The organism is Mycoplasma sp. 13536, from assembly GCF_055523495.1.
This window is the reverse complement of the sequence record NZ_JBVFVC010000001.1, coordinates 47,076-73,118: the sequence shown is the minus strand read 5'-3', so window position 1 is coordinate 73,118 and position 26,043 is coordinate 47,076. Positions and strand designations below refer to the sequence as shown.

Sequence of the window (26,043 nt, the reverse complement as noted above, 5' to 3'; positions counted from 1 at the left end):
ATTTAAGGAATTATTATGAAAATACGTAAATTTATATTATCAGCAACAAGCTTATTATCCGTAGGTGCATTTGCAGCTGTTTCATGTACCGGTGGTGGTAATGCCAAACAAGAAGAAATTGTTGTTGCAGTTGACGGGGTTCAAAGAGCCTTTTATGAAAAAGCTATTGAAGCTTACAACAAAACAGAATCAGCTAAAAAATACAAAATTCGTACAATTGAAAAAGATGTTTGAGGTGCTTTAGACTTCAGTCTTCAAGGAATTACATCACCTGAAGTAGCTGACATTTTCTATTTACCTGGAGATAGAGTTACTGACTTAACTCAACAAAATGCACTTAGTTATATTGATGAATTTATTCCTAGTTTAATTGATGAATTATCAGCATCAACTGGTGCTACTGCCGCAGAAAAAGAACTTCTTAGAGCATTTGGAACAATTCGTACCCGTGTAAAAAACGGGCAAAATATTACTAATGTAACAAAATTAATGGCAATTAGACATAACACTGAAGCAATTTTAATGGCTTCAAGACTTCCAGAAGCAGATGCTCGTCGTGACTTAAGTAATGCAAACACAGATACTTTAGTTGAACTAGTTAAAGAAGGAAAACTTCTTTTAAGATTCCAAGACTTCTGATATGGTAATGGTGTTTTAGCCGGAGCTTTAGAAAAAATTAAAACTCAAAATTCACTTGATTCAAAATTAAACTTAATGTCAAGAATCTTATACACCGATGAAACTCGTGGTCAAATTACTTCTGGATTTATTGACGGAAACCAATACAATGCTTACTTTAAAGAAGCATTAAAAGTATACTCTTCATTATTCTTCCCAATTTATGAAGCTGCTTTCTTAAAGAGTGAATCAGATTTTGGTCAAACTGTTTGAGGTAAAAAAGGTATTTCTCAATCAGACTTAAGACAAACTTTAGTTAAAGAAGTTGGGGAAGCTCAAGCTACAATCTTTAGTTTAATGAACCAAGGAAAAATTGACTATGCTGTTATTGGTTCATGAGATACACAAAATTCAGAAAAATCAGCTGGTGCTCAATCATTCTTTAACGTAGTTAAAACAGATGATAACACCGAATACTTACAAAGCCCAGGTTCTTGATCATTTGCTATTAATTCAAGAAACAATAGTGCTAGTGAAGAAAGAAAAACTGCTATTAAAGAATGATTTAAAGCAATTTATTCAGTAGCAGCTTACAAAGAATACTTTAAAAATGACTCAAAAGTTCCATTTGTTAATGGAATTCAAAAAACCTTAATTGATGATATTAAAGCGGAAAATTCAGCTCAATTTACTGAAGTTGAACAATTTGCTAAAGATCTTGGATTTGCTTCATATGATGCGCTTAAAACTGAAAGAAATTCAAAAACTGCTAAAATCTCAGTATTAGCAAACCAAAAAGTATGAGGAAATACTTGAAGTGCTGACAAAGATCAAACTAGCCCTTCTGCTGAAGCAAACTTACTTAAAGCAGCTGATCATAAAGCATCAATTGAAAAACCTGAAGTGCTTACTGACGCTGACTTTAATGCAATTGCTTTAGGAGATATTTTACCGCTTAGAAACCTTGTTGCATCATTATTATCAATTAGTGATGTTAAAACTTTAGTTGGGGTTCAAAATTCAGATAACCCAGGAAACGTAGAATGATTAGTTGGAAAAGATTTACTTAAAGATGGATCATTTAATATTCCACAAGCTGAAACCTTGAAACATGGAGATTCTTCATTCCACATGCGTAAAGTTGAAAAAGAAATCTTTGATGTAAATGGTGATAATGAAGATGAAAAAGAAAAAATTATCAAAACATTAACAGAAGCTTTAACGAAAGATAAGACAAACAACAATACAGCAGAACTAGACAAATTAGTTACAAAATACCTAAATAAAGCAAAAAGTTTTGTTTACAACTTTGCAAAATCATCACTAGATGATGCTAAGGTAAAAGAATTTGTTACTTTATACTTAAATACATACTTAAACCCTGCTCGTGTTAGACTATCAGTTGGAGATATTTTCAACAATAAAAAATTTATTGAAGGAAAAGATGCAACTTATAAACAAGTTGATGAAAAAGTTTCAGGGTATGAATCTAAATTAACCTTTAATAAATTACTTAACGTTATCTCATCAACACAAGCAATTAGCGAAGGGGGACTTGGTGTTCTAAAAACCCAATTAACTCGTGCTGATAACTCTAATCCACAATTTACAACAGTTTGAGGATTTATGAATGATCGTACATTTGGTAATGCTGAATTATACAGAGAATTTGCCAATAAAAACATAGATACTCTTGATAAATTTACCAATGAAATGGCCAAAACATTATCTAAAGTTTTTGACGAACAAGCTGGTAAATTGAATGCAAGTAACTCAGATACATATGTAACTATTTCTAACTAATGGTTAAATATAAATCAAACATAAATAAAATTAGTTTCTATACACTTTTAGTACAAATAGCACTACTTACAGCAGTGCTCTTTGTTTGACTGTTAATCCCTTTTGGTATGGGGATTAGTGCTGAACAATATCAGCATTTAACCAGAGATTTAACTGATGAACAAATAAGTGATTTAGGACAACAAATTGCAATGCGCAGTTTAATGTCATATTTAGCAAACACTTTTGTAATCTTATTTTTCTTAGGATATTTAGTAATGCTTAGACATAAGTTAAAACATGGATATATTTTTTTATACTCATGAATGATTGTCTTCTTGACGTTAGCTTTTTCTCCATTTTTTAATGGAACTGAGCTTTTGTCAACCTTGCAAATTGTTATAGGAAGCTTAATATCTATTTTAAATATCAGCTTAATTATCACTTTAATTTATCTCTTGGTGCAATACCACATTAAACGTAAATTTTATTATTATGAATGGTTTAAAATACATAGAGGAGGAAGCAAGTAGTTGTGAAAGAATTAAAACTTTATAATTGATACGGCGAAGAATTCGACAGTATCCTACCGTCTTCCGTTGGTAATTTAAAAGCATATAAAAAACAAGTCAAAAATATTTTCTTGCGTAATAATGACAAAATTAAAGCGCAAGAAAGAGTTGACCGTGACTTATATTTGCGGGCAAGAAATAAATTAAGTGATAATTTAAAACGTGAACTTGCCAGCCATAGAGTTGCATACAAAAATAAAATTGGTGTCCTAAAAGACTCAATTAAAAAGTTAAAACATTTTGATTCAATGCCTTCATTATTACGTTTTGAAATCAAAAAATTAGCTAAAAGCAAAAAAACTATACAAAATTATGCGCAAGACTTTGTTTATTCTTTAACAAAGTCTGCTGATGAACTTAATTATAAAATCTACATTATTGAAGATTTAAAGAAAAAAACATATCTTGATGAAAAAGAAATCTTTAAAAAATATACTATTTTCAATATTATTTTGTTATATATTGAAAATAACCAAGATTTAACTTTTGATATTGAGAAAATTAAAGATCGTTTATTACCGCTTGAAATAGCATGAATAGATAAATTAGCTAAAACTCATAATGTTGGTGAATATTTTTTAGATATTTATAATAAACTCGAAGTTCAAAGAGTGAGTTTAGTAGCTAAAAAGACTGAATTATTACGTCAATATAATGAAACGCACCAATTACAAAAAGAGTTATATTTAAAAGAAAAAAGTAATATTCAATTAGAAACTAAACAAAAGATTTTAACTTTAGAATATGAATATAATGCTAACTTAAAAGAACAACGAGAAAAAGTTAAAGTTAATAAGCAAAAAACCCTTGAAAAAATCGAGACCCAAAAAGAGCAAATTTTAGCTGTAGAACATAAAAACCAGGAACTTACTAATCAAATAATTCAAGAAGCTAAATCAAAAATTAAAGAAATTGATCTTGAATATAAAAAACAACTTGTAAGTTCCAAAATTCGTTCAAAAATCCAAGTTTATAAAGATTTATATAAATTTTTATACAAAAATGAAATTGACTTAGCACAATTTGATTTTACGTTAAACAATCTTTCAGACCAAGAATTAACCCAAAAAGTAACTGAATTACAAGGTTACTTCAACTCATTTCAAACTAACAATGTTTTAGCTAAAATCGCATTAAAAGAATATTTAACGAAACTTAATTTCTTTAAATCATGCCGCGAATTTAAATTATTAGTTAAATCACAATATAAAGAGCAAGTCGGGCAAATTCTAAAAACTTATAGTTATGAAGGATTTTATAACCTTGAAGAAGCAAAAGCTTTAAAAGAATCATTTATCGATTATCGTTTAACTCGCCTTAAATTCTTAGGTGAAAAGATTGAAGCTAAAACTAATTTAGCACAGCTTAAAGAACAAGGTGTTTATGGTCAAGAGCAAAATGATTTTAAAACTGCTAAGGCAAAAATTATTGAACAATTTAAACTCCAAAAATTAGAAGCTAAAAACCGTATTAAAAATAAAGAAATAACTAAAGCAGCATTTAAAAACAAAAATATTGAACTTAATATTTTCAAAAAAGAATCAATTAATGAAGAAAAATTAAAGTCAAAAGTTCAATCAAATAAACAAGTTTTAAAAACTTTATTTTGACGTGAATTTGCTGAAAATAAAATTAATAAGAAACTTTATGAAAGTAAGGTAACTGAAGCTCAAAAATCCATTCCAGTTGAAACTATGAAAAACTTACGTTGAGTTAGTTTATTTATGAACTTTGTTTTCCCAGGTTTTGCTGAACTAGTTTTCTTTAAGCAACGCCTTAAAGGAAGTATTATGGCAGCTGTTTCATTTATAACTATTGCTTTAATTATCCCATTTGCTTTTGGAGCATATTGAAAAGCAATGGGTGGGATACCTGGATTTAGCGACCTAGGAGCAGATGGGCACAGTTTTACTAAGGGATTATTCCCAGATGCTAGGGTCTATTTATTTGGTGGTGTGATCTCTGTGATAGTTTTAGTCTTTGCACTGATTTACCACACCGTTTCAGCCTTAGGAGCTTATCGGGTAGCTAAATTACTGGAATATGGTTCTCGTCCAAGTAAATGAGCCCAAACTAAGCGATGATTAAATACCAGCGGATTCCCTTGAATGATTTCCTTACTTGGATGAATCTTAATGGTCTTTATCGTGGCAACTCCAGTTATTACTTCGATTTTAGTATCCTTTACGAACTATGGATTTAAACACGAAGCCCCAGCTCGTACTGTGGATTGAGTTGGTCTTAAACAATGAGGAAAATGATGAGTTTTCAGAGAACAAAGATTATTCTTATCATTAAGTAGAGTTATTTTATGAACGGCAATTTGAACGGTTTCTTCAACCCTTATTCCGATTTCGCTTGGTATTTTAATCGCTGTATTAACTAATAACCAAAGAATCAGGTTCAAAAAGATCTTTAGACTAATTTATATTTTACCTTGAGCAATTCCGGCCTTTGTTACCTTAACATTTATCCGGAGCCTCTTCAGAGGTGGTGATGATGGGGTAATGAACGTAATTCTCGTGTCAATGGGTCTTTTAAGTAGTTCGAAAAACTGACTTACTGAAATTGGAACAGCTCGTGTTTTAGTTATCTTAGTACAAACATGGATTGGTTATGCTTGAATCTTCATGCTTGTGACTGGTAATTTACAATCAATACCAAAAGACATTTATGAAGCGGGATCAATTGATGGAGCCAAAGGTCGCCAACTATTTTGATACTTGACGTTGCCTTCATTGCTGATTTCAATTGCCCCAATGTTAATTGGACAATTTGTTGGAGCCTTTAACAACTTTACCACCATTTCTATTTTCACAGGTGGTGGGCCTGCTTATGCTAATTCAACTTCATTTGGAGAAGCATCAACAGATATTATTATTTCATGAGTTTATAAATTAACCACAAGTTCAGGACAATTTGAAGGTAACCAAGCCTTTGCTGCAGCCTTAACTACATTAGCTGGTTCATTCAGTATTGCAATTAGTGCAAGAGGATTTATTAAATCAATGTCAAGGAGAGATTAAGAATGTTAAGTAGATTTAAAAGACAAATATTTTATAAACATAAGTTTGATTCGCTTACAATTTCAGAACAAAAACTATCTCCAAAGCGTTTAAAATTTAATGAATCAGACTCAAAGCCACCTACAGCACTTGAGATTATCTGACTGTTCTTTAATTACATAATTTTGCTATTTTGAGCAATAATCATTTTATTCCCAATTGTCTCACTAATAACAGCAGCCTTTAACGTTGCTAACATTCGTGTCGTTGGGCTTTCACCTTTTTCATTTGGTTGAGACAACTTTGCTTACTTATTTACTAATGAGCGTAGCTTATTCTTAACTTGATATGGAAATACATTAGTTATAGCCGGGCTTACTTCTTTAGTATCAACAGTGGCTGTTGCACTAAATGGATATGCCTATTCGCGTTTTAAGTTTACAGGATCAAGGCATTCATTAACAATTGTTATGATGCTACAAATGATTCCGGCAACTTCGTCACTAATTTCGCTATATATCTTAGTAAAATTAGGAGAAACCTTACTTGGATTTTCAGCTATTATGATGTTAATCTTGATTTATTCAGGTGGTGCCATTGCTGGAAATACCTTTATGCTTAAAAGTTATTTAGATACTGTTTCATCAGAATTAGATGACTCAGGAAAAATTGATGGATGTAATAACTGGGGATTATTTTTCAAAATTTTACTTCCAGTTATTAAACCGGCACTGATTATGGTTGCCTTATGATCATTTTTAACTCCTTTTACCGATGTTATCTTGCCAAGGTTCGTCTTAATTGAGAATGACAAAAAAACCTTAGCCATAGGGCTTGATACCTTCATTAATGCTGAACAAAAACATATTAACTATGGTGCTTATTCTGCTGGTTCAATTTTAGCTTCGCTACCAGCATTTGCCTTATTTATGTACTTGCAAAGGTATATTGTGGGGGGACTTAGTGATGGAGCTGTTAAAGGATAATATATGATGAAATATGATAAACATACTGAACAAGAAATGCTAACAAATGATGAATTAGATTTAGAAACTTCAGGATTTGAAACAATTGATATTGATCAAATGATTTCTGAAGTTGGGGAATTTTATAATTCAAATAGCGGCGCACACATAAACTTAGTGAACATCTCTAAAAAATATGAAGGAAATGAAAACTATACACTAGAAAATATTAACCTTGAAATTAAACCTGGAACATTCTGTATTTTTCTTGGCCCTTCAGGTTGTGGAAAAACAACCTTGTTAAGAATGATAGCAGGACTTAATTCCATAACTAAAGGAGACTTGTTATTTAATAACAAAAGATATAATAACTTATTACCAAACGAAAGAAATATTGCAATGGTATTTCAGTCATATGCACTTTATCCACATATGAATGTTTATAATAATATTTCATTTGGATTAAGAATTGCTAAAGAAAGAAAAGATATTATTGATAAACGTGTCAAAGACGTTGCGAAAATTCTTAAAATTGATAATTACTTATATCGAAAACCACGTGATCTTTCAGGGGGACAAAGGCAACGTGTTGCAATTGGCCGTGCTATTGCACGTAAACCGCTTGTATTCTTAATGGATGAGCCTTTATCAAACTTAGATGCAAAATTACGTGAAAACATGAGGCGTGAAATTGTTAATATTCACCGTATGCTTAATACTACAAGTATTTATGTTACTCATGACCAACTTGAAGCAATGACCATGGGGGACCAAATTGTTGTATTTAACGATGGTAAAATTCAACAAAATGGAAAAAGTAAAGAACTTTACTTTAAACCTTCAAATATTTTCGTAGCTAAATTTATTGGTTCGCCAACTATGAATACTTTTGATGCAACTTATCAAGATGGACTCATTTGAGATAAAGCCAAAAAAGTCGCTATTGAAGTAGACCAAGAAACTAAAGATAAATTAAAAGCTAATCAAGAATTAGTGGTTGGTTTTAGAAGTGAAGATTTAAGAATTCACCACGGTGAAAAAACTGGAAATAACTTTATTTCAGGTAAAATTTCAAATGTGGAATTAATTGGTAAAGATCAATTAGTTTTAGTTAAGGTGAGCGATGATTTAGAATTTATCGTTAATGCTTCTAATAGTGAAGAATTTGAATTATTCTCATATATCACAATTGAATTCATTACTTCAAGAATTCATATCTTTGATAAAGAAACCGAAAACAGAATTAACTAATGCAAAAATTTGAAACAAATTATTTAAAGCGTAAAGTTCTTTTAATTAGTTTACTAGTTTTATTAAGCTTGATGTTTATTTTTCAACTGGTAATGATTAAAAAATTCTTTGCTTGAATCGAATATGAGTATCAATGGATTCAAGCTGGTGAATTAAGCAAAACATGAAAAATAGATCAAGTTGAAAATAATGCTCCAGCATTCCAACTTAAAACATTATTTTTATCACTAAATAGTATTTTTCTAGTGCTTACTTTTAGTGCAATAGTACTTGTTTTGCTAGTAATTTATACCTTGTTTAAAAATACATATAATGGTGATCTTTATTTAAAAATTGTGAATTACCTTGTCCCAATTGTCTTTGTATTACTCTTTTTTATTCTTTCATTGCAACCAACGGAAGTATATCAAGAAAACATTATTCAAGCTGAAGATGATGCTGGCGAAATCAGAAACACTCCTTTTAAAAAAAGTGGAGGTCAATTAAGTTACTTACTAACTTGGCTAGCGCTTGGTTTTAGTTTTATTAACATTTTCTTGATTGTAATTGCTCGTAAATCATTTGGTTTTTTAACCAAAGACCAAATCTTAGCAAAACAATTAATTCCAACTGATGAATTAAAAATCAAAATACAAACTATTCTAGATAATAATTAACCTAAAACTCCTTGTAAAAAACAAGGAGTTTTTCATTAAAATATATTTAACATATCAACTTGTATAAGTAGATAAAAATAGTATAATATTAATATGAGCAAGTTATACGAGAAATGAAAGCTAGAAAGAATATTTAAAGGTTATTTAAAAAAGCAAATTATAACTGAGGCTGCCACTTGAGATGATCCAGGCTTCCAAATGCCTAAATATCATTTAGATTACACTGATTTATGAAAAAAAGCCCCTAAAGCTAAGTTATTCAAAAAGTTACGTAATACAAATGTTATTTACCAATTATTAGTTTATAATTTTGCTGATGGTAATAATGATGCTCTAGGTGATTTTATTGGACTTAAAAATAAAATTCCTTATTTAGTAAATTTAGGAATCGATCAATTATGGTTAAGTCCAATTCACCCTGCTTCTTCGTACCATGGGTATTCTGTAATTGATTATTGCAACGTTGCTCCCCAACTTGGTGGCATGGATGCTTTTATTGAGTTTTTATCATGTGCCCATGAAAACGGAATTAAAGTTTACTTAGATTTAGTGTTTAACCATACATCCTATGAACATCCTTGGTTTCAAAAAGCCTTATATAAAGATCCTTTATATGAACAATTTTATCGCTTTGAACCAAGTTATAAAGATTCAGATGTAAAGACAGATACCAAACACATTAGAGCTAAATATCATCGTCTGGATCAAAAGATCCAGGCAACTAATCGTGATTATTTAGGCCGTTTTACTTATGGTATGCCTGATTTGAATTTAGATAATGAATTAGTAATCAAACAACTGATTGAAATTCAAAAATTTTGAACGGCTGTTGGAGTTGATGGCTTTCGCTATGATGCAATTGCTGAATTTTATTCTAGTGAACAAGAAACTAAAGCTAACTTTAATGAAGCCAAGATTTTTAGTTTGCTGCGCGAAGCAAGCAACTCAATAACTAATTTAGAACCAGGTCGCGAGGAAGTTTTTATGATGGGTGAATGAGTCTTTAGCGATCCCTTAAAAGGGTTAGAGTATACCATGTACCAAGGTAAACAAGCTTTAGATACAGTTTATGATGGCTTTAAGTTTTTTAGACATAATCCTGATGTTAGAATTAGTTACCAAGAATTAGTAAATGTGGCAAGCAAGTATGCACTTGCTTCGCCTAAAACTAAATGAGTACCTTTTTTAGATAATCATGATGTTTTTAGATGGCTAGATTATTACCGTCAGAATATTACTAAGTTAAAAAAAACAGAGCATCATAAACCTTTAAGTCTTGATGAATATGAAGCACAAAGAATTGCACTAATGCAGCTATTAGCCTTACCAGCTACACCAATTATTTATTATGGTAATGAACTTGGTTATTATGGAACAAGGATTTATGGAGATCCAACTTTGCGTGAACCAATGAAATGGTTAACGCAAAAAGAAAATTGTTATATTTTTGATAATAAAGTTAAAGAATCACGTAAAGATTATGTTTTATTAACTTCTGCCTTGTCTAGGCCTTGTGTTGAAGAAGCAATTGAAGATCCAAATTCCCTATTTAACTTTATTAAATTTATGCTGAAGCTTAGAAATGATTATCCATTTCTGAGCCACAGAGAACCAAGAACAATTATCGATCCATATCAAGTAATTGATAGCGAGGATTATTCATCATTTATGGTCCGTGCTCAAGACCAAAATGCTAAAAAGCTGTTATTGTTTGGATTTTGCAATTACCAAAATAAATTCTTAGCAGTAGGCAAGATTTCTCGTAACTATCATTTTAAACCTTTATATTTATATAAAGCTAAAAATAATAGTTGAAATATTGAAATAGAAAGAGGAGGATTGATTATTTTTGAATTAACTCAAAAATAATTAGAAAAATTATGAGACCAAAATATAAATTTACATATAAAGATACTTTTCAATTAGATGATCCAGATGTTACTAAAACAAGTGAGATTATTTTATATTTAATTGACTTAATTAAAACCAAGAAAGTACCAGTTAATAAAATTATGCCTTCAGAACACGCTTTAATGGAACGTTTCAAATGTTCTCGTAGTGTTATTGTCACAGCTTACCAAAAACTACGTACTATCGGTGCAGTTTACTCAATTAAAAAAAGAGGACACTTTGTTTCTGAAAACTTCCATAACTTAATTAAACCAGTTAGTTATTTAATTAAAGCTGACCGTCAAATGGGGCATGAAGTGTTTGACTTTGTAGAACCTGAATGATTTGCAGATAAAAACATTATCTTTACAGATGGAGCCAGATTTTTCCAAAAGAAAATTTATAAGAAAAATAAAGTGATTGGTGAAGCTGAAGTTTGATTATCTGCAAAATGACTTGGTAAAAATGAACCAATTGATTTGACTGTACCATTAATTGACACTATTAATAACAAAAAGAAAGTTGAAAACGTAGTTTACCACCTTGAATATGAAAAAGATGTTAATCGTTTAGGGCACCAAAATATGATGGTTTTAACAATGTTTGGTTATGATGATGAAGCAATTTGTATTGCTGGTAAATATTATATTGACCCAGAACACCTTAAATTTTATCACCAAGAAATATCTTTATTATAAAAGAGACAAAAGCACCCTTAATAGGGTGCTTTTTTACTCCTTTTTATGATTGAATCATTAATTTTATATACTATAGATTGACTGGTCAAGTTGTATTAGTAGTTTTTAAAAAATTTAATAATAATGATTATAATTATTGCATATGAAATTAGTCAAAAAAGATTCGCAATTTTTTAAAGAATTTGATCAAAAATTTGCTTATAAGGAAAATGATTTAGGAGTCATAATTTTAGAGAATAAAATTCAAATAAAATTATGGCAACCTTTAGCAAAAGAAGTCTTTCTTTTGCTTTACAAAAAAAATGATTTAGAAAATCCATATTTAAAGTTGTCAATGCAAAAAGTTTATGCACAAACAAGCAATGATATTTTTGTTTGAGATATAACAATTAACAAACAAAAATATCAAACTAGTTATTATAATTTTGAAATTATTCATCAAGGTAATAAAGTAACTAGGGCATTAGATCCTTATGCTAAATCTATGGCTCCATTTAATTGACAAGGGATGGAGGATAAAGTTGGCTTAGGTGCTTTTATTGATTTTAATTCACCAAGAGTAGGAGATAAACCAAGAGATCTAGTTACTAACTTAAATAATTCAGTAGATGCAAATATTTATGAACTGCATGTGCGTGATTTTACAAGTTTAAAACCTAATAGACCAAAATACCAAAAAGTAGGTAAATTTAATAATTTACTAAAACATGATTTATTTGGATATTTAAAAAATTTAGGTTTTACCCACTTGCAACTTTTACCAATCCATGCCGCATATACTGTAAATGATTTAGATAAAACCATTTATTTAAAAGGAACTGGGAAAGGGTGAACTACTAATTATAACTGAGGTTATGATCCACATAACTATTTTACAATTAATGGCCTTTATGCGTCTAACCCAAAAGATCCATATACCAGAATTAAGGAATTTAGAAATTTAGTTGATAAAGCACATGAGCAAAATATTGGTGTAATTGTTGATGTGGTTTATAATCACATGATGACAAACAATATTTTTGATAATATTTTACCTGATTATTATTATCGTGATAAAGCAACTAAACGTCCGGTAAATTATCCACCATTAGCTGACGAAAGATTTATGGTGCAAAAATTAATGATTGATTCATTAAAATATTATGTTGAAGTATTTAATGTTGATGGTTTTCGCTTTGATCTTTCATGTTTTCACCACCAAGAAACTTTGGATATAATTGCAAGAGAACTAAGAAAACTAAATCCAAAGATAATCTTACATGGAGAAGCATGGCCTTTTAGTGACCTTGAATTTAGTAGTTCATACATTAAAGGATCAAGTAATAATACAATTAAATTTGGATATTTTAATGATACTTTACGAGATGCAATTAAAGGAACTGAGCATGAAAAGTATGGAACTGGCTTAATTCATAAATATTCGAAAACTCAGTATAAACAATATGTAACTAGTGTTGTTGGAGGTTTAAAAGATTATGATTTTGGCAATATTCCACATTCGAAAACTAAATATGACTTATATAATGATGATATTGGAATTAACCTAAGTTATAGTGCATGCCATGATGGTATGACTTTATGGGATAAAATTAATATTTTAAGTCCTAAAAAGAGTTTTAAACAGCGTCTTGAAGCCTACCGCCAAGGTTTATTAATGTCATATTTAACCCAAGGGAGACATTTAACTTTAGCAGGAACTGAATTATTGCAAAGCAAACCATGTGATTTAAGTGGTGAAGAAGGCTTTAAATGCCAAGCTAGCTTACATGATGATTTTAATGAAAAACCTGACAATAATGCTTTTATGCCTAATTCATATAAAACTACTGATTATACTAATGGGCTAAAATGAAAACATTTAGAAAATCCTGAGGTTAAAGAATATATTTTTGATTTTCAAGCCAAAATCAATCATTTTAGATTAGCTAATGATTATTTGAGGCTTGATACAAATCAAAAAGTGTTTGAAAGATTAAAATTTGAATATAGTGATCTAGAATCTGGAATTTTAATTTATAGCATTGCAAATCAAGAAGGAACTAAAGAACTTTTAGCCTTGCATAATTTTGGTGATCGAGATTTTGATTTAAGTTTGTATCAAGGTAATTTAATCTTTGATTCAAAAATAGATCACACACCAGGAGTTTTAAAAGCTCATTCAACACAAGTAATAGAAAGGAATAAATAAAAGTGAAAACAATTAAATTAGAAGATAAAATCTTTTATCAAATTTTCCCTCGTTCATTTTATGATGCAAATAATGATGGCGATGGAGATTTAAAAGGAATTACAAAAAAATTAGGATACTTAAAAAATCTAGGTATCAATGGGATTTGGCTTTGTCCAACATATGAAACTCAGTTTGTTGATGCTGGATATGATGTTTTAGACTATAAATCAGTATGAAAACAATTTGGTACTTTAGATGATTTTAAAAAAATGGCAGCTAAGGCTAAAGAATATGGCATAGACATTATTATGGATATTGTTTTAAACCATGTGTCTAACGAGCATTCATGGTTCTTAAAAGCCTTAGAATCACCTTCAAATAAAGAACATAATTACTTTATTTGAAGGGATGAATTAACCCAAGAAGAACAAAAAGCTAAAAGTATTTTTGGTGGCTCAGCTTGAGAATATGTGCCATCATTAAATAAATACTATTTCCACCTATTTTCAAAAGAACAAGTGGATTTAAACTGAGCTCATCCTGATACTATTAAAGCTATGGTTGACGTTATTGATTTTTGATATGATTTAGGAGTACGTGGTTTTAGACTTGATGCTATTAAACATGTTGCTAAAACGTTCGATGAAGTTGATAAAAACCCATATTTTGCTTGAAATAAAGGAGCCGTTGAATATCTGAAAGAATTTAGTAAATTAGCTTTTGCTAACAAACCTGATGCTTATACATTAGGAGAAGCAAGTGGTATTAGTGCACAAGAATTATTACAATATGGAGCAGGTGAAAACAAAGTATCTGATAATTACTTTAATTTTGCGTGGTGATGAATTGGGTGAGGAAAAGAAACAGGGCGCAATGGTCTAGATGCAAATTGAGACTATAAAGAATTTGCTTACCAACAAGCTCCATTCCAAGAAAATCCTCATATTACCTCAGATATGTTTACTAATTTTCTATCAAATCATGATACATCGCGTAGCATTTCGCGTTGAGGAGATGAAACTTTTTACCGTAAAGAAGCGGCTAAAACTCATGCTTTAATGCTCTTAACTTTAAAAGGAATTCCATGCATTTACTACGGAGAAGAAATTGGAATGGTTAACGTTGCTTTTAATGACCGTAGTGAATTTAGAGATGTTGATATTAAAAATGGCTTTAGGGACTTAGTTGACCAAAATCCAATTTATAGCGAACAAGAATTTATTAAATATTTAAATATTAATTCACGTGATGCAGGGCGCGGTTTAATGCAATGAAATAAATCTATAAATGCCGGATTTAATAGAGGGCATAAGCCTTGAATTAAAAATGGGCGTAATAAAGATGAAATTAATGTTTATGCTGCTTTAAAAGATCCAGATAGTATTTTTTACTTTTACAAAGATTTAATTGCATTACGTAAAGATAAATATCATGATATTTTAATCTATGGATTATCAAAAATTTATGTTGACCAAAACGGTGTTTTGGTAATAGAACGTAGCTACCAAAACCAAAAATTAGCTGTTTATTTAAATCCAACTAAATATCAGCTTAGTTTAGAAGCAAAACCAGGAACTTTGATCATGTCTAGTTATAGCGATCAAAAAATGCCACAAACTGTTTTAAGACCATTTGAATCAATACTTATTGAAGTATAAAAGGAGGAATATGAATTACTTAAAATATGATTTAGAAAATAAAACAATTTCACAAATTAAATTTGACAAAAATGTGGTTGCCAAAACTGAGAGTATTTTTGCACTTGGAAATGGACATATTGGAATAAGAAGTGCTGATGAAGAAAATACTTCTTATAACAAAGAAAACTTCTTTGTTAATGGTATCTTTAATAAAGATACCAGAGAAGAAGTATCAGAATTAGCTAATTTAGCTGATTTAATGACTACACCAATTTATTTTAATAATGAACAATTTGAAGTAAGTTGCTGTGATCAATATAATAAAACTTTATATATTAAAGATGGATTTTTAAAAAGAACTATTATAGCAACACGTAAAAGTGGTAAATATGAATTAACCTTTGAAAGATTTGTGTCACGAGATGATGCTAATTTATATGCTCAAAAAATCCAAGTTAAAGTTTTAGAATTAAATGATTTAGGAAAAGTAAATTTACTTATTAAACCAAGAATCAATGGGCAAGTAACCAACTCAGGAACACAGCACTTTAGCGAAGGTCATAAGCGCCGTTTAACAAAAGAATCATTACAAATGTCGCAAACTACGACCATTTCAAAACGTTTTATTGTTCATAACTTGATTACTAAGGCATACCTAAATGATCAATTAATCACCGGTGGAACTGATGATTACATCGTGGAAATGAAGCGCCGCTATATTGGATTTAAAATTAATGTGCCATTAAAAGTAGGCGATGTCTTTACTTTAGAAAAAATTATGTCAGTGCATACACCTGTTGATGCTAAAAAATTGCTTAAACAAGATGAAATACAAGATTTAGCAAATCAAAAACATACTTATTTATTATCTGCTAATTATGAGCAATTAAAGCAAGCTTCAATTGCTAAAATGCATTCAAATGTTTGAAATGAATTTTCAGTGCAAATTGAAGGGAATGGGCAAGCTAAATATGATGCTTTAGCACTGGATTTTGGAATTTTCCACCTTAATGGATTTGTGCCAAGACATACTACTAATATGAATGTTGGAGCTAAAGGACTTTCTGGTGAGGGATACCAAGGACATACTTTTTGGGATACTGAATTCTTTATTAATCCAATTTATTTATTTAATCAACCTCGAATTGTAAGAAACCTTTTAACATATAGATATAAAGGCCTAGAAGGGGCCAGAGCTAAAGCTCTTGAACAAAAAGAACGTGATGCTGAAAGTAACTTGCAAGGAGCCCAATATCCTTGAGAAATGGCTTGACCTACTGAAGGTGAAGTTTGTCCATATTGAGGTCAAGCTGATGTAGTGAGCGGACAGCAAGTTCCAATTGCATCACGTCGTCAAGAAATTCACGTTTCTGCTGATGTTGCCTATGCTGTTGATCAATATTTCCAAGTTACTAAGGATTATAAATTCATGGAAACTATGGGATATGAAATGATCATTGATACTGCAATTTTCTATGCCAATCGTGCTGAATTACAAAGCAATGGCACTTATGAAATTAAAGATGTTATGGGGCCAAACGAATATAAAGGGAATATTGACAATAATGCTTATATCAATATGTTTGCTAAATATAACATTGATTTAGCTCTTAAATATATTGACTATTTAAAAGTAAATAAAAAAGGTGTATGAAATGCACTCCAAGAAAGAATTCCATACCCAATTGATTATCAAAAACTGCAAGATGTATCAGCTAAATTAAAACAACAATTACCAAATGAAAATTTAATTATTGCTGAAAATGATACTTTCTTACAACTACCATTAGTAGATGTTTTACCATTCCAAATGTTGGGGGATGCTGGTAAAAAATTATTTAATACCAAAGAAGGACACCTTCGCCTTGAATCACAACTTGTCAAACAAGCTGATGTTGTATTATTATTAAATATCTTGCCACATTTATATTCTAAAGAAGTGCGTAAAGCCAACTTTGATTATTATGAACCTATTACAACCCATGATTCATCATTAAGCCCGGCTACTTATGCTATTGAAGCAGCAAGGCTTAAAAATATTGAAAAAGCATATTCAATTTTTAAATATGGAATTAACATTGATTTAGGCCCTGCCATGCATACATCAAATGCTGGAATTCATGCTGGAGCATTAGCTGCAATTTACCAAATGATTGTATTTGGATTCGGTGGTTTAGATTGACATAATGGTAAGTTACACTTAGACCCAATCTTACCTGATAATTGAACTAGTTTAAAATACAAATTTAAATACCAGGGCTCAAATTTCGAGGTTAATGTCGGCAAACAAATTTTCAGTGTTAAATTGCAATCAGAAGACTTCAAAGGAAAATTATTTATTAATGTCCAAGGTAAATATGTACCTTTTAACAAAGACAACTTTATGCAAAAAAATAATGTTTTAGAATTTGGTATTAACCGTGATTAAAGGTTTTGTTTTTGACCTAGATGGTGTAATTACTGACACAGCTATTTTACACTTTCAATCTTGAGCACATAAAGTTAAAGATCTGGGCATTGAGTATACTTTAGCTGATAATGAACAATTAAAAGGGATTCCGCGCCTTGAAACATTAAAAGAAATAATTCGCTTAAAAAAACCTGAATTAAAGTTAACCGAAGCAGAATTATTGCAAATTGCCAATGATAAAAATGAATATTATAAAGAATTATTAAAAACTGAAATTAATGAAGCTTCATTATTACCAGGAGTATTAGATTTCTTAAAAGAAGCGAAAGCAAATAAAATTAAATTAGCAATTGCTTCAAGTAGTTTTAACGCACCACTTATTTTAACTAAACTTGGTATCTTTGAATTATTTGATTTTATTGTTTACCCTGGCGATGTAAAAGCAGGTAAACCTGCTCCTGATATCTTCTTACAAGCTGCAAAAGGAATTAATTTAGATCCAAGTGAATGCATTGGGTTTGAAGATGCACCTGCGGGCCTTGCGGGTATTAATGAAGCCAAAATGCATTCAGTAGTAATTACTAATAATTCTCATGAAGATTTTTCTGGTGCAAATTTAATTTTAACTAATACTAGTGAATTAAATTATCAAAAAATTATCAATTATTTTAATCAAAAAACTAAGCTATAAGCTTAGTTTTTTATTTGAATAATTTTTTATATTCTGTATATCCTTCTTGTTCTAAATCCTCATAAGCTATGAATCTCAAAGAACCTGAATTAATACAATATCTTAAACCACCTTTATCTTTTGGTCCATCATTAAAAACATGTCCTAAATGCGAATTTGCACTAGTGCTTTTAACTTCAGTGCGAACCATATTATGTGATAAATCAAGGTGCTCTGAAACAACAGAATGATCAATTGGTTTACTAAATGCGGGCCAACCACAGCCCGAATCAAATTTATCACTAGAAATAAATAGCGGCTTTCCATCTACGACGTCAACATAAATTCCTTTTTCAAAATGTTGGTCATATTCATTTTCAAAAGGTCTTTCGGTGTACCCTTCTTGGGTAATTTTATATTGTAAGTCAGTTAAATGACTGAGATCTTTTCTTTTTTTCATTGTTTTATTATAACAAATTAAAATTAAAGCAACAAACTTACAATAATATATTAAAATATATGCATGGGATTTTTTAAGAATTTAATTAACAAGGTTTTCAAGAAAGAAACCAAAGATGTTGAAACTTTAAAACTAGAATTAAAACAAGAAGAACAAAAAGCAATTATAAATAGTGAGAAATTTAAAAAATATGAGGCAGGTCTAGAAAATAGCTCGAGTCTTGGTAAAAAAATCTTAGAGATACAAAATAAATATAATCAAATTGATGAAGATTTTTTTGAAGAATTAGAAGAACTCTTAATTATGTCTGACATCAATTTAAAATTAGTTAATGTCATTATTGAAAAAATAAAGTCAGAAGTAAGAACGAATAATATTGATGATCCAAAATTAATTGGGGAATTAATTGCGGATCAATTATTTGTGATTTATACCGGGAGCACCATTACAAATACTAATTTAAATTTCCAAAATGATCGTTTAAATGTTTTTATCTTTGTGGGGGTTAATGGTTCTGGTAAAACAACTTCAATAGCTAAAATGGCTCATAAATATATTATGCAAGGCAAAAAGGTTTTAATTGCTGCTGGTGATACCTTTAGAGCTGGGGCAGTCAACCAATTAGGCATTTGAGCTCAGCGAGTAGGAGCGGATATTATTAAACCACAAAAAGAAGGGGGCGATCCATCTTCAGTAGTTTTCCAAGCTTTAGAAAAAGCAACTAGCGAGCAATATGATTTATTAATCATTGATACAGCAGGTAGATTACAAAATAAAGTTAATTTAATGAGCGAATTATCAAAGATGGTTGGAATTATAAAGCGCTTTATTCCTGATGCACCACATGAATCATTATTAGTTTTAGATGCAACTACCGGACAAAATGGTCTTTCACAAGCTAAAAGCTTTAAAGAAATAGCCAATTTAACAGGGGTTATTTTAACAAAATTAGACGGTACATCTAAAGGTGGAATTGTTTTATCAATTAAAGATGAATATAATTTAGATGTTAAATATATTGGCTTAGGTGAGCAAATCAATGATTTTCAAGAATTTGACCTTGAACTCTTTATCTACCAACTAACAAAGGATTTAATACATGCTTCATAAAGATTTGGATAAAATACAGTTTTATACATTACTTTACGAAAAATACAAGAATTTATTAACTCAAACTCAGCGGCAAGTGTTTGAGCTTTATTTTTATCAAGATCTCTCTTATGGTGAAATTGCAAAAATAATGGCAACATCCCGTGCAGCTGCTTATGATGCTGCCAAGAAATCATTAGCTAAATTAATAAAACTTAGTGAACAAGTTTATAATAAATAATCAAAAACAGGCATTTATTTGCCTGTTTTTGTATACTATTTTTTCTATATTCTTATTTATGCAAAGTTTAGAAAACATTTATTAAAATTTCCAATATTCTTTAATATTAAATTAGTCTTATAATTGCGATTTCAATTCTTATAAAATAAAGATTTTGTTCCCTTTTAGAATATAATTATTCTATATTATAGGAGGTTTTAAGAAATGACTTTTTTAAGTACTAAAATTTTAATAACCAAAAGTGAATATGATAATTTTGATTCTTTTATAGCAAAATTAAAAAGTATTTTATTATTTAAAAAAAGCGATAAATATTTTTTGAATAGTAAATTTTCTTCTAAACATCAAGAAATAAAACTAATTGCATTAGTTATAAATTTACAAGATCAATATGATAATGAATATATTATGAAATTGATAGAATCTACATTAGCTAAAACATTTAGTTACGCAAAAAATAATTTTAAAAACGAAGGAGCAAAAGATTATGATTATGTTAATGATAATGATACTTTTAATACATTAATTTCAAATATGTTATATTACATACGATTAGGTTATATTGAGATAAATGATATTTTTGATTTCTTTGCTACAATTTTAATTCAAATGCTTGTCCCTCATAAACTTAAAAATGGGAATAAACGTTTTTGTTTTTTATTTTTAATCAACTTATTAAGAAATTTTGGATTTTATTTTAAATGATCTTCTGATTTAACAATGAAAAATAGTTATCAAGTAGCACAAGAACGAGAAATGTTTTGCTTTGTATCAAGACTGTCAAATAGGTCATATGAAGATTTTATTGAATTATTAAATGATGGAGAACTAATAGCTAATAATGATAAAAACGCAATTTATAAATGATGCTATAATTTTATTATTAAAAATGACAAAGGAACGAGCACTAAAGAAAGACAAGAAAAAGTTAAAAAAGAGATAAAAGAGTGAATTATAAAAAATACATTAATTAATTCGAATCCAGAAAATATGGTATAATAAATACAATATTAAATAGGAGGTATCATGACATTAAAAGAATACGTAGAAAATCTCGATAAATATGTTGAACCGCTTGATGTGCAAATGAAGAGGAATGGAGACTGGGAAAAGCTTGTCAGAGTTATGAAAGCTTTAGCCGAACTATAATTACTTTTTATAATATAAAAGCAACACTTACCTATAAGTGTTGCTTTTACTTAACCTTTATATTCTATTAGTTTTGGGTTATAACGGTAATAGCGCCCTTCTTTAGCTTGATTATGTCCATTTAGCATAGTAGCATCAGCTGAGAAAGTATTAGTCATTTTAACAATACTTTGTCCAACTCCATAATAATCAACTGGAACTTTAAGATCTTCAAATCATTTTATTTTAGAATGGTTAAATCCAGATGAAACAATTATTTTATAGTTAGTAGCTCCGGCTTGATCTAATGCTTTACGCAGGCGAATCACTTGCTCAGGAACTACACCATATTTAGGTGCTTCTTGATCAAACATATGATCTGATAAACTTTTTGAAGTATCAATTCTAACACCTCAAACTTTATCGCCTAAGGCAGTTCATAGTTTTAAACTTTCTTGAATCACGTTATTGTGGTAGTCAACTAAAGCAATTAATTTACGTTTTGGATATAATTTTATATATGCCTGAGCGGCTTTGACAATATCTCCATTAAAACCTTGAACTAAAACATGTGGCATGCTACCAAAGAGATTTTCATCATGAATATCATCTTGGTGTGATTTTTGGGCTAAAGTTGAAACTAGTTTAATTCCACCAAGAGCAACGGCTTTTCCATCGATTTCTTGGGTTATGTAATGATCAGCTCGATCACCCATGAAAATAACTTGTTTATTTCTTGCGGCCCTAACACATTTTGCTGCATTTGTCGCTATAGAAGAATAACGAGTTAAAATTCCATCAATTAACCCTTCTCACTGTCCAAAATCTTGGTAATGACCTTCCAGTTCTAAAACTATGTCTAATTCATTAACTATGGTTCCTTCTGGTAAATATTTAATTGTGTATTTTGTAGTATCAGTCTTAGCTTTTAAGAAAGCTAAGACTTCATTTATACCCCCTAAAATACAATTATTTTTACGTTGGAAAAATTGCATAACAATAACGTTATCGGGCTTTTCGCTTGCTAAAATTTCTTTAGTTGTTTCAAAATAAGCTGCTGTATATTTTTCGTAATTCATCTTCATTCCTATCTAAAGTATTAAAGATTATTATACCATAAAATAATAAAATTAAAAGAAGTGGAAACATTTCCAGGTTTTTTGTTTTTTGGAAAAGTCACTTGCGAGATATTAACAAAATAATTGTCTTTTAATTTTAACATAATTTTTAGATAAAAAAATGTATGAGAAAACAGAAAACACGGCAGTGTTTTCTCGTCGGTTTTGCTTACTTTTGTCAAAAGTAAGGCCCCTTTGATTGCAATCAAAGGCGGGGGATTAAAAAAATTTTAGGTTATCTTATATTTCCGGACAACTTGCCGATAGTTATTTATTTTTTCCATCATATAATCAATTTCTTGCTGAGAGTATTTATCCATGCTTTTTCCTTTGGGAATGTAATACCTAATTAAGCGGTGCATATTTTCTATTGAACCTTTTTGTCATGAACTATATGGTTGGCATTTAAATAATCTTTCAGTTGGAATAACCTGGTGCAATAAGACATTTTCACTACCATTATCAACTGTTAAAGTTTTAATGTCTAAGTTGTGTTTCTTGATTAGTTTGACAAGAGTTTGTTTGATGGCTTTGGAGTTGCGTTTTGAAAGCATAGCATAAGACATTCTGGTTTGCCGTTCAATTATGGTCACAATACAATATGTATCATTGATTTTACCAATAACGGTGTCTAATTCAAAATGGCCGTGTTCAGAGCGATCATTAATATAAGCTGGACGTTTCGAAATTTTTGTTGCATATTTTAATGTTTTAGGTTTGGTTTGTTTTTTCTTCCTTATGCCATATTTACCTTCAGATTTTTTAACAATGTGGTCAAAATCAAGGAAATAAGGGTATTTTTTAATTATTTTATAAATTGTACTAGGTGAAGGAGCAAATTCATCAGGGGATAATTTTTTAAAAGAATTCACAAGATAGGTAACTGATTTCTTAACTTCTTTTTGCTGCAAGTTCTTTTTATTTCTATTTTTATTGTATGTATTAAGTTCACTATACCAATATTTTCTGTAGGCCTTTCATTTCTCTTTAATTGCATCACTTACAAAAAAGAGTCGCGAAAATGAATAGCCTAATAAATGTTCGTATAGCTTGGTAAAATTAAGGGTTTTAACCCGCATTACTCTTTTTGAACACTTAGGACAAACATAGCGATTTTGTTTATCTAAACTAAGTGGTCTGCGATTTGTAATAATTTCGATTTTCCTTTTTATACTTCGAATGTCTCTATCAAAAATCTTGGCTACTTCTTGGATCGAGAAACCTTCAGAAAGTTCTTGTAAAATATTATAAAGTTGTTCTAGATCGATTTGGTTTGCTCGTAATTTTCGTTGCGACTCAAGAGTTCCTTGCATTTTCAAGATAGTATTATGATTCTCTTCGATTTTAAAATGTTGATATTTATTTTCTTTTCGATATTTGTCAAAAACACAAATATATTTTTCTAAATTTTTCATATAATTTTAAGGTCTCCTTTATTTTTTGAAAAATTATTAATACAACTATTTTATTACAAGGCAGACAAAAACAATGTCACATGCAAAAAATCTTGCATGTGACATTTCCAATTAATATTTCCAGGTTTTTTCATCTTATATATACGTATATCAAAGAGAATGATCTATAATTTAATTAGATAACAACGAAAGGAACTATGAAGATTAGATCATTATTTAACAACAAAGATACAATTTACTTGGATAAAAACTTTACTTCTAAAGATGAAGTTTTAAAGTTTTTTGCTAGTGAACTTGTTTCAAAAAACTATGGATTAGATAACCAAAAAATTTACGATCTTTTTAAAGAAAGAGAAAATCAAAATTCAACAGGGATTGGTGATCACATTGCGATGCCACATTTAGGTGATGATACTATAACAATGAGCACTTTGCTCTTTGCTAGAGTAAATAACCTTGATTGGCAAGCATTAGATAATCAACCGGTAAAATATATCTTTGGAATTGCTTTATCAAAAGACCAAAGAGAATCAGGACATATTGAAGTAATGCAAAAATTATCGTCTTTATTACTTAAAGAACAATTTATTAAGGCATTAGACAAAGTTCAAAGTGCTGATGAATTTTTAGCATTATTTGATGCTTTTGAACCACAAGATGAACTTGAGGAATTACTAGATCAAGAAGGAACTTATGACATTGTCGCAGTTACTGCTTGTCCTACTGGTATTGCCCACACTTTCTTAGCTAAAGAAAAGTTAGTTGAGCAAGCTAAGAAAATGAATTTAAGAATTAAAGTTGAAACCCAAGGTGCAGAAGGGGTTAAAAATACTTTAACTGAAAAAGATATTGCCAATGCTAAAGGTGTTATTTTAGCAACTGATCGCGAGATTGAAAAATCTAAATTTAGTAATGCAACTAATGTTTTAGAAATCTCAACCCAAAAAGCAATCTATAAGACTAGAGAGCAAATTCAAGAAATTTTAGATCAAAAAGGAAAGAAAATAAAAGGTGCTAAAACTAGCGAAGAATCATTTGCTGAAATGACTTTTGATGGCTTTAGCGGAAAACTACGTCGTTCTTTAATGTCTGGAATTTCTCACATGTTACCATTTATTGTCTTTGGTGGAATTTTATTAGCAATTGGATTTTTACTAGACATTATTATTGGTGGACTTAATAAAACAGACATTAATTCAAGTGCTTTTTTAAGTAACTTTGGATTTAATGCTCCATTATCAAAAGTTATCTTTGATATTGGAAAAATTGGACTTAACCTTGCTGTCCCTGTGCTGGCTGCTTATATTACTTACTCATTAGTAGGGCGCCAAGGGTTATTGCCTGGATTTGTCGTTGGGGCTATTGCTTCTGGGCAAGTTTCTGGGACATATGCTTTTTTAAGACCTTCAATTGTCAATTCTGGAGTAGCCAACCCCGATTCATTTTTAGGGACTGGTTCAGGTTTTATTGGTGGAATCCTTGGAGCATTCTTTGCCGCAGCAATGGTAATTGTTTTTTCAAAATATATTTTTGGTAAATTACCAAAAACCATGCAAGGAATTAAAAATATTTTATTTATTCCATTATTTGGAACTTTAACAATTGCTTTATTATTCTGAGTTGCTAATATTGTCTTAATTTACATTAACTTAGCATTAGTGTTATTCTTAGGATTATTTGAAAACCGTCCTCAATTGGCTTGAATCTTAGGATTAATTCTAGGTGCTATGATGGCTATTGATCTTGGGGGACCAATTAATAAAGCAGCATATATCTTTGGAACTTTAACTATTGCAAACGGAACATCGAGTGTTTCAATGGCGGCTGTTATGGCTGCAGGTATGGTACCTCCACTTGGAATTGCATTATCAATGTTTATTAGTAAAAAACTATGAACTAAAGATGAAATTAACTCAGGTAAATATTCGAATATTTTATTTGGAATGAGCTTTATTTCAGAAGGTGCAATTCCATATACTTCTAAAAACCCTAAAGTATTAGTACCATCTAACGTGATTGGTGGAGCAGTAGCTGGTATTTTATCAGCTTCATTAGGTGTTAACATAATTGCACCTCACGGTGGAATCTTTGTTGGATTTTTAGCAAGAACTAACTTATTCAGTGATTTTGGGACTTCAGCTGGTTTAGGGATTGTGTTTTGAATTGCTTCAATTTTAGCTGGAGCTTTAGCCCAAGCTGGAGCAATTATCCTCTTTACAAAATTAAACCAAAAATACCCAAATTGAATTTTTGTTAAAAAATAAC

At 29.9% G+C, this 26,043-nt stretch carries 20 protein-coding genes; 17 read left to right on the top strand and 3 right to left on the bottom strand.

Annotation, left to right across the window (positions count from 1 at the left end; genetic code table 4):
• Positions 1-15 precede the first annotated feature (15 nt).
• The 12 genes from AC0B4N_RS00315 to pgmB all read left to right on the top strand — a co-directional run bounded on the left by AC0B4N_RS00315 (position 16) and on the right by pgmB (position 18,348).
• On the top strand, positions 16-2,421 hold the full coding sequence (locus tag AC0B4N_RS00315) for a hypothetical protein (protein ID WP_465101939.1): 2,406 nt from the start codon (positions 16-18) through the stop codon (positions 2,419-2,421).
• Complete coding sequence (locus AC0B4N_RS00310; RefSeq protein WP_465101816.1) at positions 2,421-2,933, top strand: hypothetical protein; 513 nt, start codon at positions 2,421-2,423, stop codon at positions 2,931-2,933. Before AC0B4N_RS00315 ends, AC0B4N_RS00310 begins: the two co-directional genes overlap by 1 nt.
• A gap of 2 nt (positions 2,934-2,935) precedes the next feature.
• Complete coding sequence (locus tag AC0B4N_RS00305; RefSeq protein ID WP_465101938.1) at positions 2,936-5,998, top strand: carbohydrate ABC transporter permease; 3,063 nt, start codon at positions 2,936-2,938, stop codon at positions 5,996-5,998.
• Between the two features lie 2 nt (positions 5,999-6,000).
• A complete protein-coding gene (locus AC0B4N_RS00300) occupies positions 6,001-6,963 on the top strand; it encodes a sugar ABC transporter permease (RefSeq protein WP_465101814.1) in 963 nt (320 codons plus the stop codon).
• Positions 6,964-6,966: 3 nt separating this feature from the next.
• The gene (locus AC0B4N_RS00295) at positions 6,967-8,193 is read left to right on the top strand and encodes an ABC transporter ATP-binding protein (RefSeq protein ID WP_465101937.1); all 1,227 of its coding nucleotides are present in this window, start codon (positions 6,967-6,969) and stop codon (positions 8,191-8,193) included.
• The gene (locus tag AC0B4N_RS00290; protein ID WP_465101936.1) at positions 8,193-8,849 is read left to right on the top strand and encodes a hypothetical protein; all 657 of its coding nucleotides are present in this window, start codon (positions 8,193-8,195) and stop codon (positions 8,847-8,849) included. The genes AC0B4N_RS00295 and AC0B4N_RS00290 overlap by 1 nt, the downstream gene beginning before the upstream one ends.
• Before the next feature lie 93 nt (positions 8,850-8,942).
• Complete coding sequence (locus AC0B4N_RS00285; RefSeq protein ID WP_465101935.1) at positions 8,943-10,718, top strand: alpha-amylase family glycosyl hydrolase; 1,776 nt, start codon at positions 8,943-8,945, stop codon at positions 10,716-10,718.
• An 11-nt stretch (positions 10,719-10,729) separates the two neighbouring features.
• A complete protein-coding gene (locus tag AC0B4N_RS00280) occupies positions 10,730-11,437 on the top strand; it encodes a winged helix-turn-helix domain-containing protein (RefSeq protein ID WP_465101810.1) in 708 nt (235 codons plus the stop codon).
• Between the two features lie 142 nt (positions 11,438-11,579).
• Positions 11,580-13,625, top strand: a complete 2,046-nt coding sequence (locus AC0B4N_RS00275) for an alpha-amylase family glycosyl hydrolase (protein WP_465101934.1) — start codon at positions 11,580-11,582, stop codon at positions 13,623-13,625.
• Positions 13,626-13,627: 2 nt separating this feature from the next.
• Entirely contained in the window at positions 13,628-15,265 is a 1,638-nt protein-coding gene (locus AC0B4N_RS00270) for an alpha-amylase family glycosyl hydrolase (RefSeq protein WP_465101933.1), read from the top strand.
• A gap of 10 nt (positions 15,266-15,275) precedes the next feature.
• A complete protein-coding gene (locus AC0B4N_RS00265) occupies positions 15,276-17,675 on the top strand; it encodes a glycosyl hydrolase family 65 domain-containing protein (protein ID WP_465101932.1) in 2,400 nt (799 codons plus the stop codon).
• On the top strand, positions 17,668-18,348 hold the full coding sequence (gene pgmB / locus AC0B4N_RS00260; protein WP_465101931.1) for a beta-phosphoglucomutase: 681 nt from the start codon (positions 17,668-17,670) through the stop codon (positions 18,346-18,348). Before AC0B4N_RS00265 ends, pgmB begins: the two co-directional genes overlap by 8 nt.
• Before the next feature lie 10 nt (positions 18,349-18,358).
• Here pgmB and msrB read toward each other — a convergent pair whose 3' ends face one another.
• The gene (msrB, locus tag AC0B4N_RS00255) at positions 18,359-18,787 is read right to left on the bottom strand and encodes a peptide-methionine (R)-S-oxide reductase MsrB (protein ID WP_465101930.1); all 429 of its coding nucleotides are present in this window, start codon (positions 18,785-18,787) and stop codon (positions 18,359-18,361) included.
• Positions 18,788-18,850: 63 nt separating this feature from the next.
• Here msrB and ftsY point away from each other — a divergent pair, with 63 nt between their 5' ends.
• The 4 genes from ftsY (at position 18,851) to AC0B4N_RS00235 (ending at position 21,266) form a co-directional block, all read left to right on the top strand.
• Positions 18,851-19,897, top strand: coding sequence for a signal recognition particle-docking protein FtsY (ftsY, locus tag AC0B4N_RS00250; RefSeq protein ID WP_465101929.1), 1,047 nt, complete (start codon positions 18,851-18,853; stop codon positions 19,895-19,897).
• The gene (locus AC0B4N_RS00245) at positions 19,887-20,117 is read left to right on the top strand and encodes a sigma factor-like helix-turn-helix DNA-binding protein (RefSeq protein ID WP_465101802.1); all 231 of its coding nucleotides are present in this window, start codon (positions 19,887-19,889) and stop codon (positions 20,115-20,117) included. Before ftsY ends, AC0B4N_RS00245 begins: the two co-directional genes overlap by 11 nt.
• A 204-nt stretch (positions 20,118-20,321) precedes the next feature.
• Positions 20,322-21,116 carry a type II toxin-antitoxin system death-on-curing family toxin gene (locus tag AC0B4N_RS00240; protein ID WP_465101928.1) on the top strand — a complete coding sequence of 265 codons (795 nt, stop codon included), beginning with the start codon at positions 20,322-20,324 and terminating at the stop codon, positions 21,114-21,116.
• 27 nt (positions 21,117-21,143) lie between these two features.
• The gene (locus tag AC0B4N_RS00235; protein WP_465101800.1) at positions 21,144-21,266 is read left to right on the top strand and encodes a hypothetical protein; all 123 of its coding nucleotides are present in this window, start codon (positions 21,144-21,146) and stop codon (positions 21,264-21,266) included.
• 50 nt (positions 21,267-21,316) lie between these two features.
• On the opposite strand, the gene AC0B4N_RS00230 is transcribed toward AC0B4N_RS00235, so the two are convergent.
• Positions 21,317-22,324, bottom strand: a complete 1,008-nt coding sequence (locus AC0B4N_RS00230) for a nicotinate phosphoribosyltransferase (protein WP_465101927.1) — start codon at positions 22,322-22,324, stop codon at positions 21,317-21,319.
• 269 nt (positions 22,325-22,593) lie between these two features.
• On the bottom strand, positions 22,594-23,778 hold the full coding sequence (locus tag AC0B4N_RS00225) for an IS30 family transposase (RefSeq protein ID WP_465101926.1): 1,185 nt from the start codon (positions 23,776-23,778) through the stop codon (positions 22,594-22,596).
• Between the two features lie 197 nt (positions 23,779-23,975).
• Here AC0B4N_RS00225 and AC0B4N_RS00220 point away from each other — a divergent pair, with 197 nt between their 5' ends.
• Positions 23,976-26,042, top strand: coding sequence for a PTS fructose transporter subunit IIABC (locus AC0B4N_RS00220; protein ID WP_465101925.1), 2,067 nt, complete (start codon positions 23,976-23,978; stop codon positions 26,040-26,042).
• Position 26,043 lies beyond the last annotated feature (1 nt).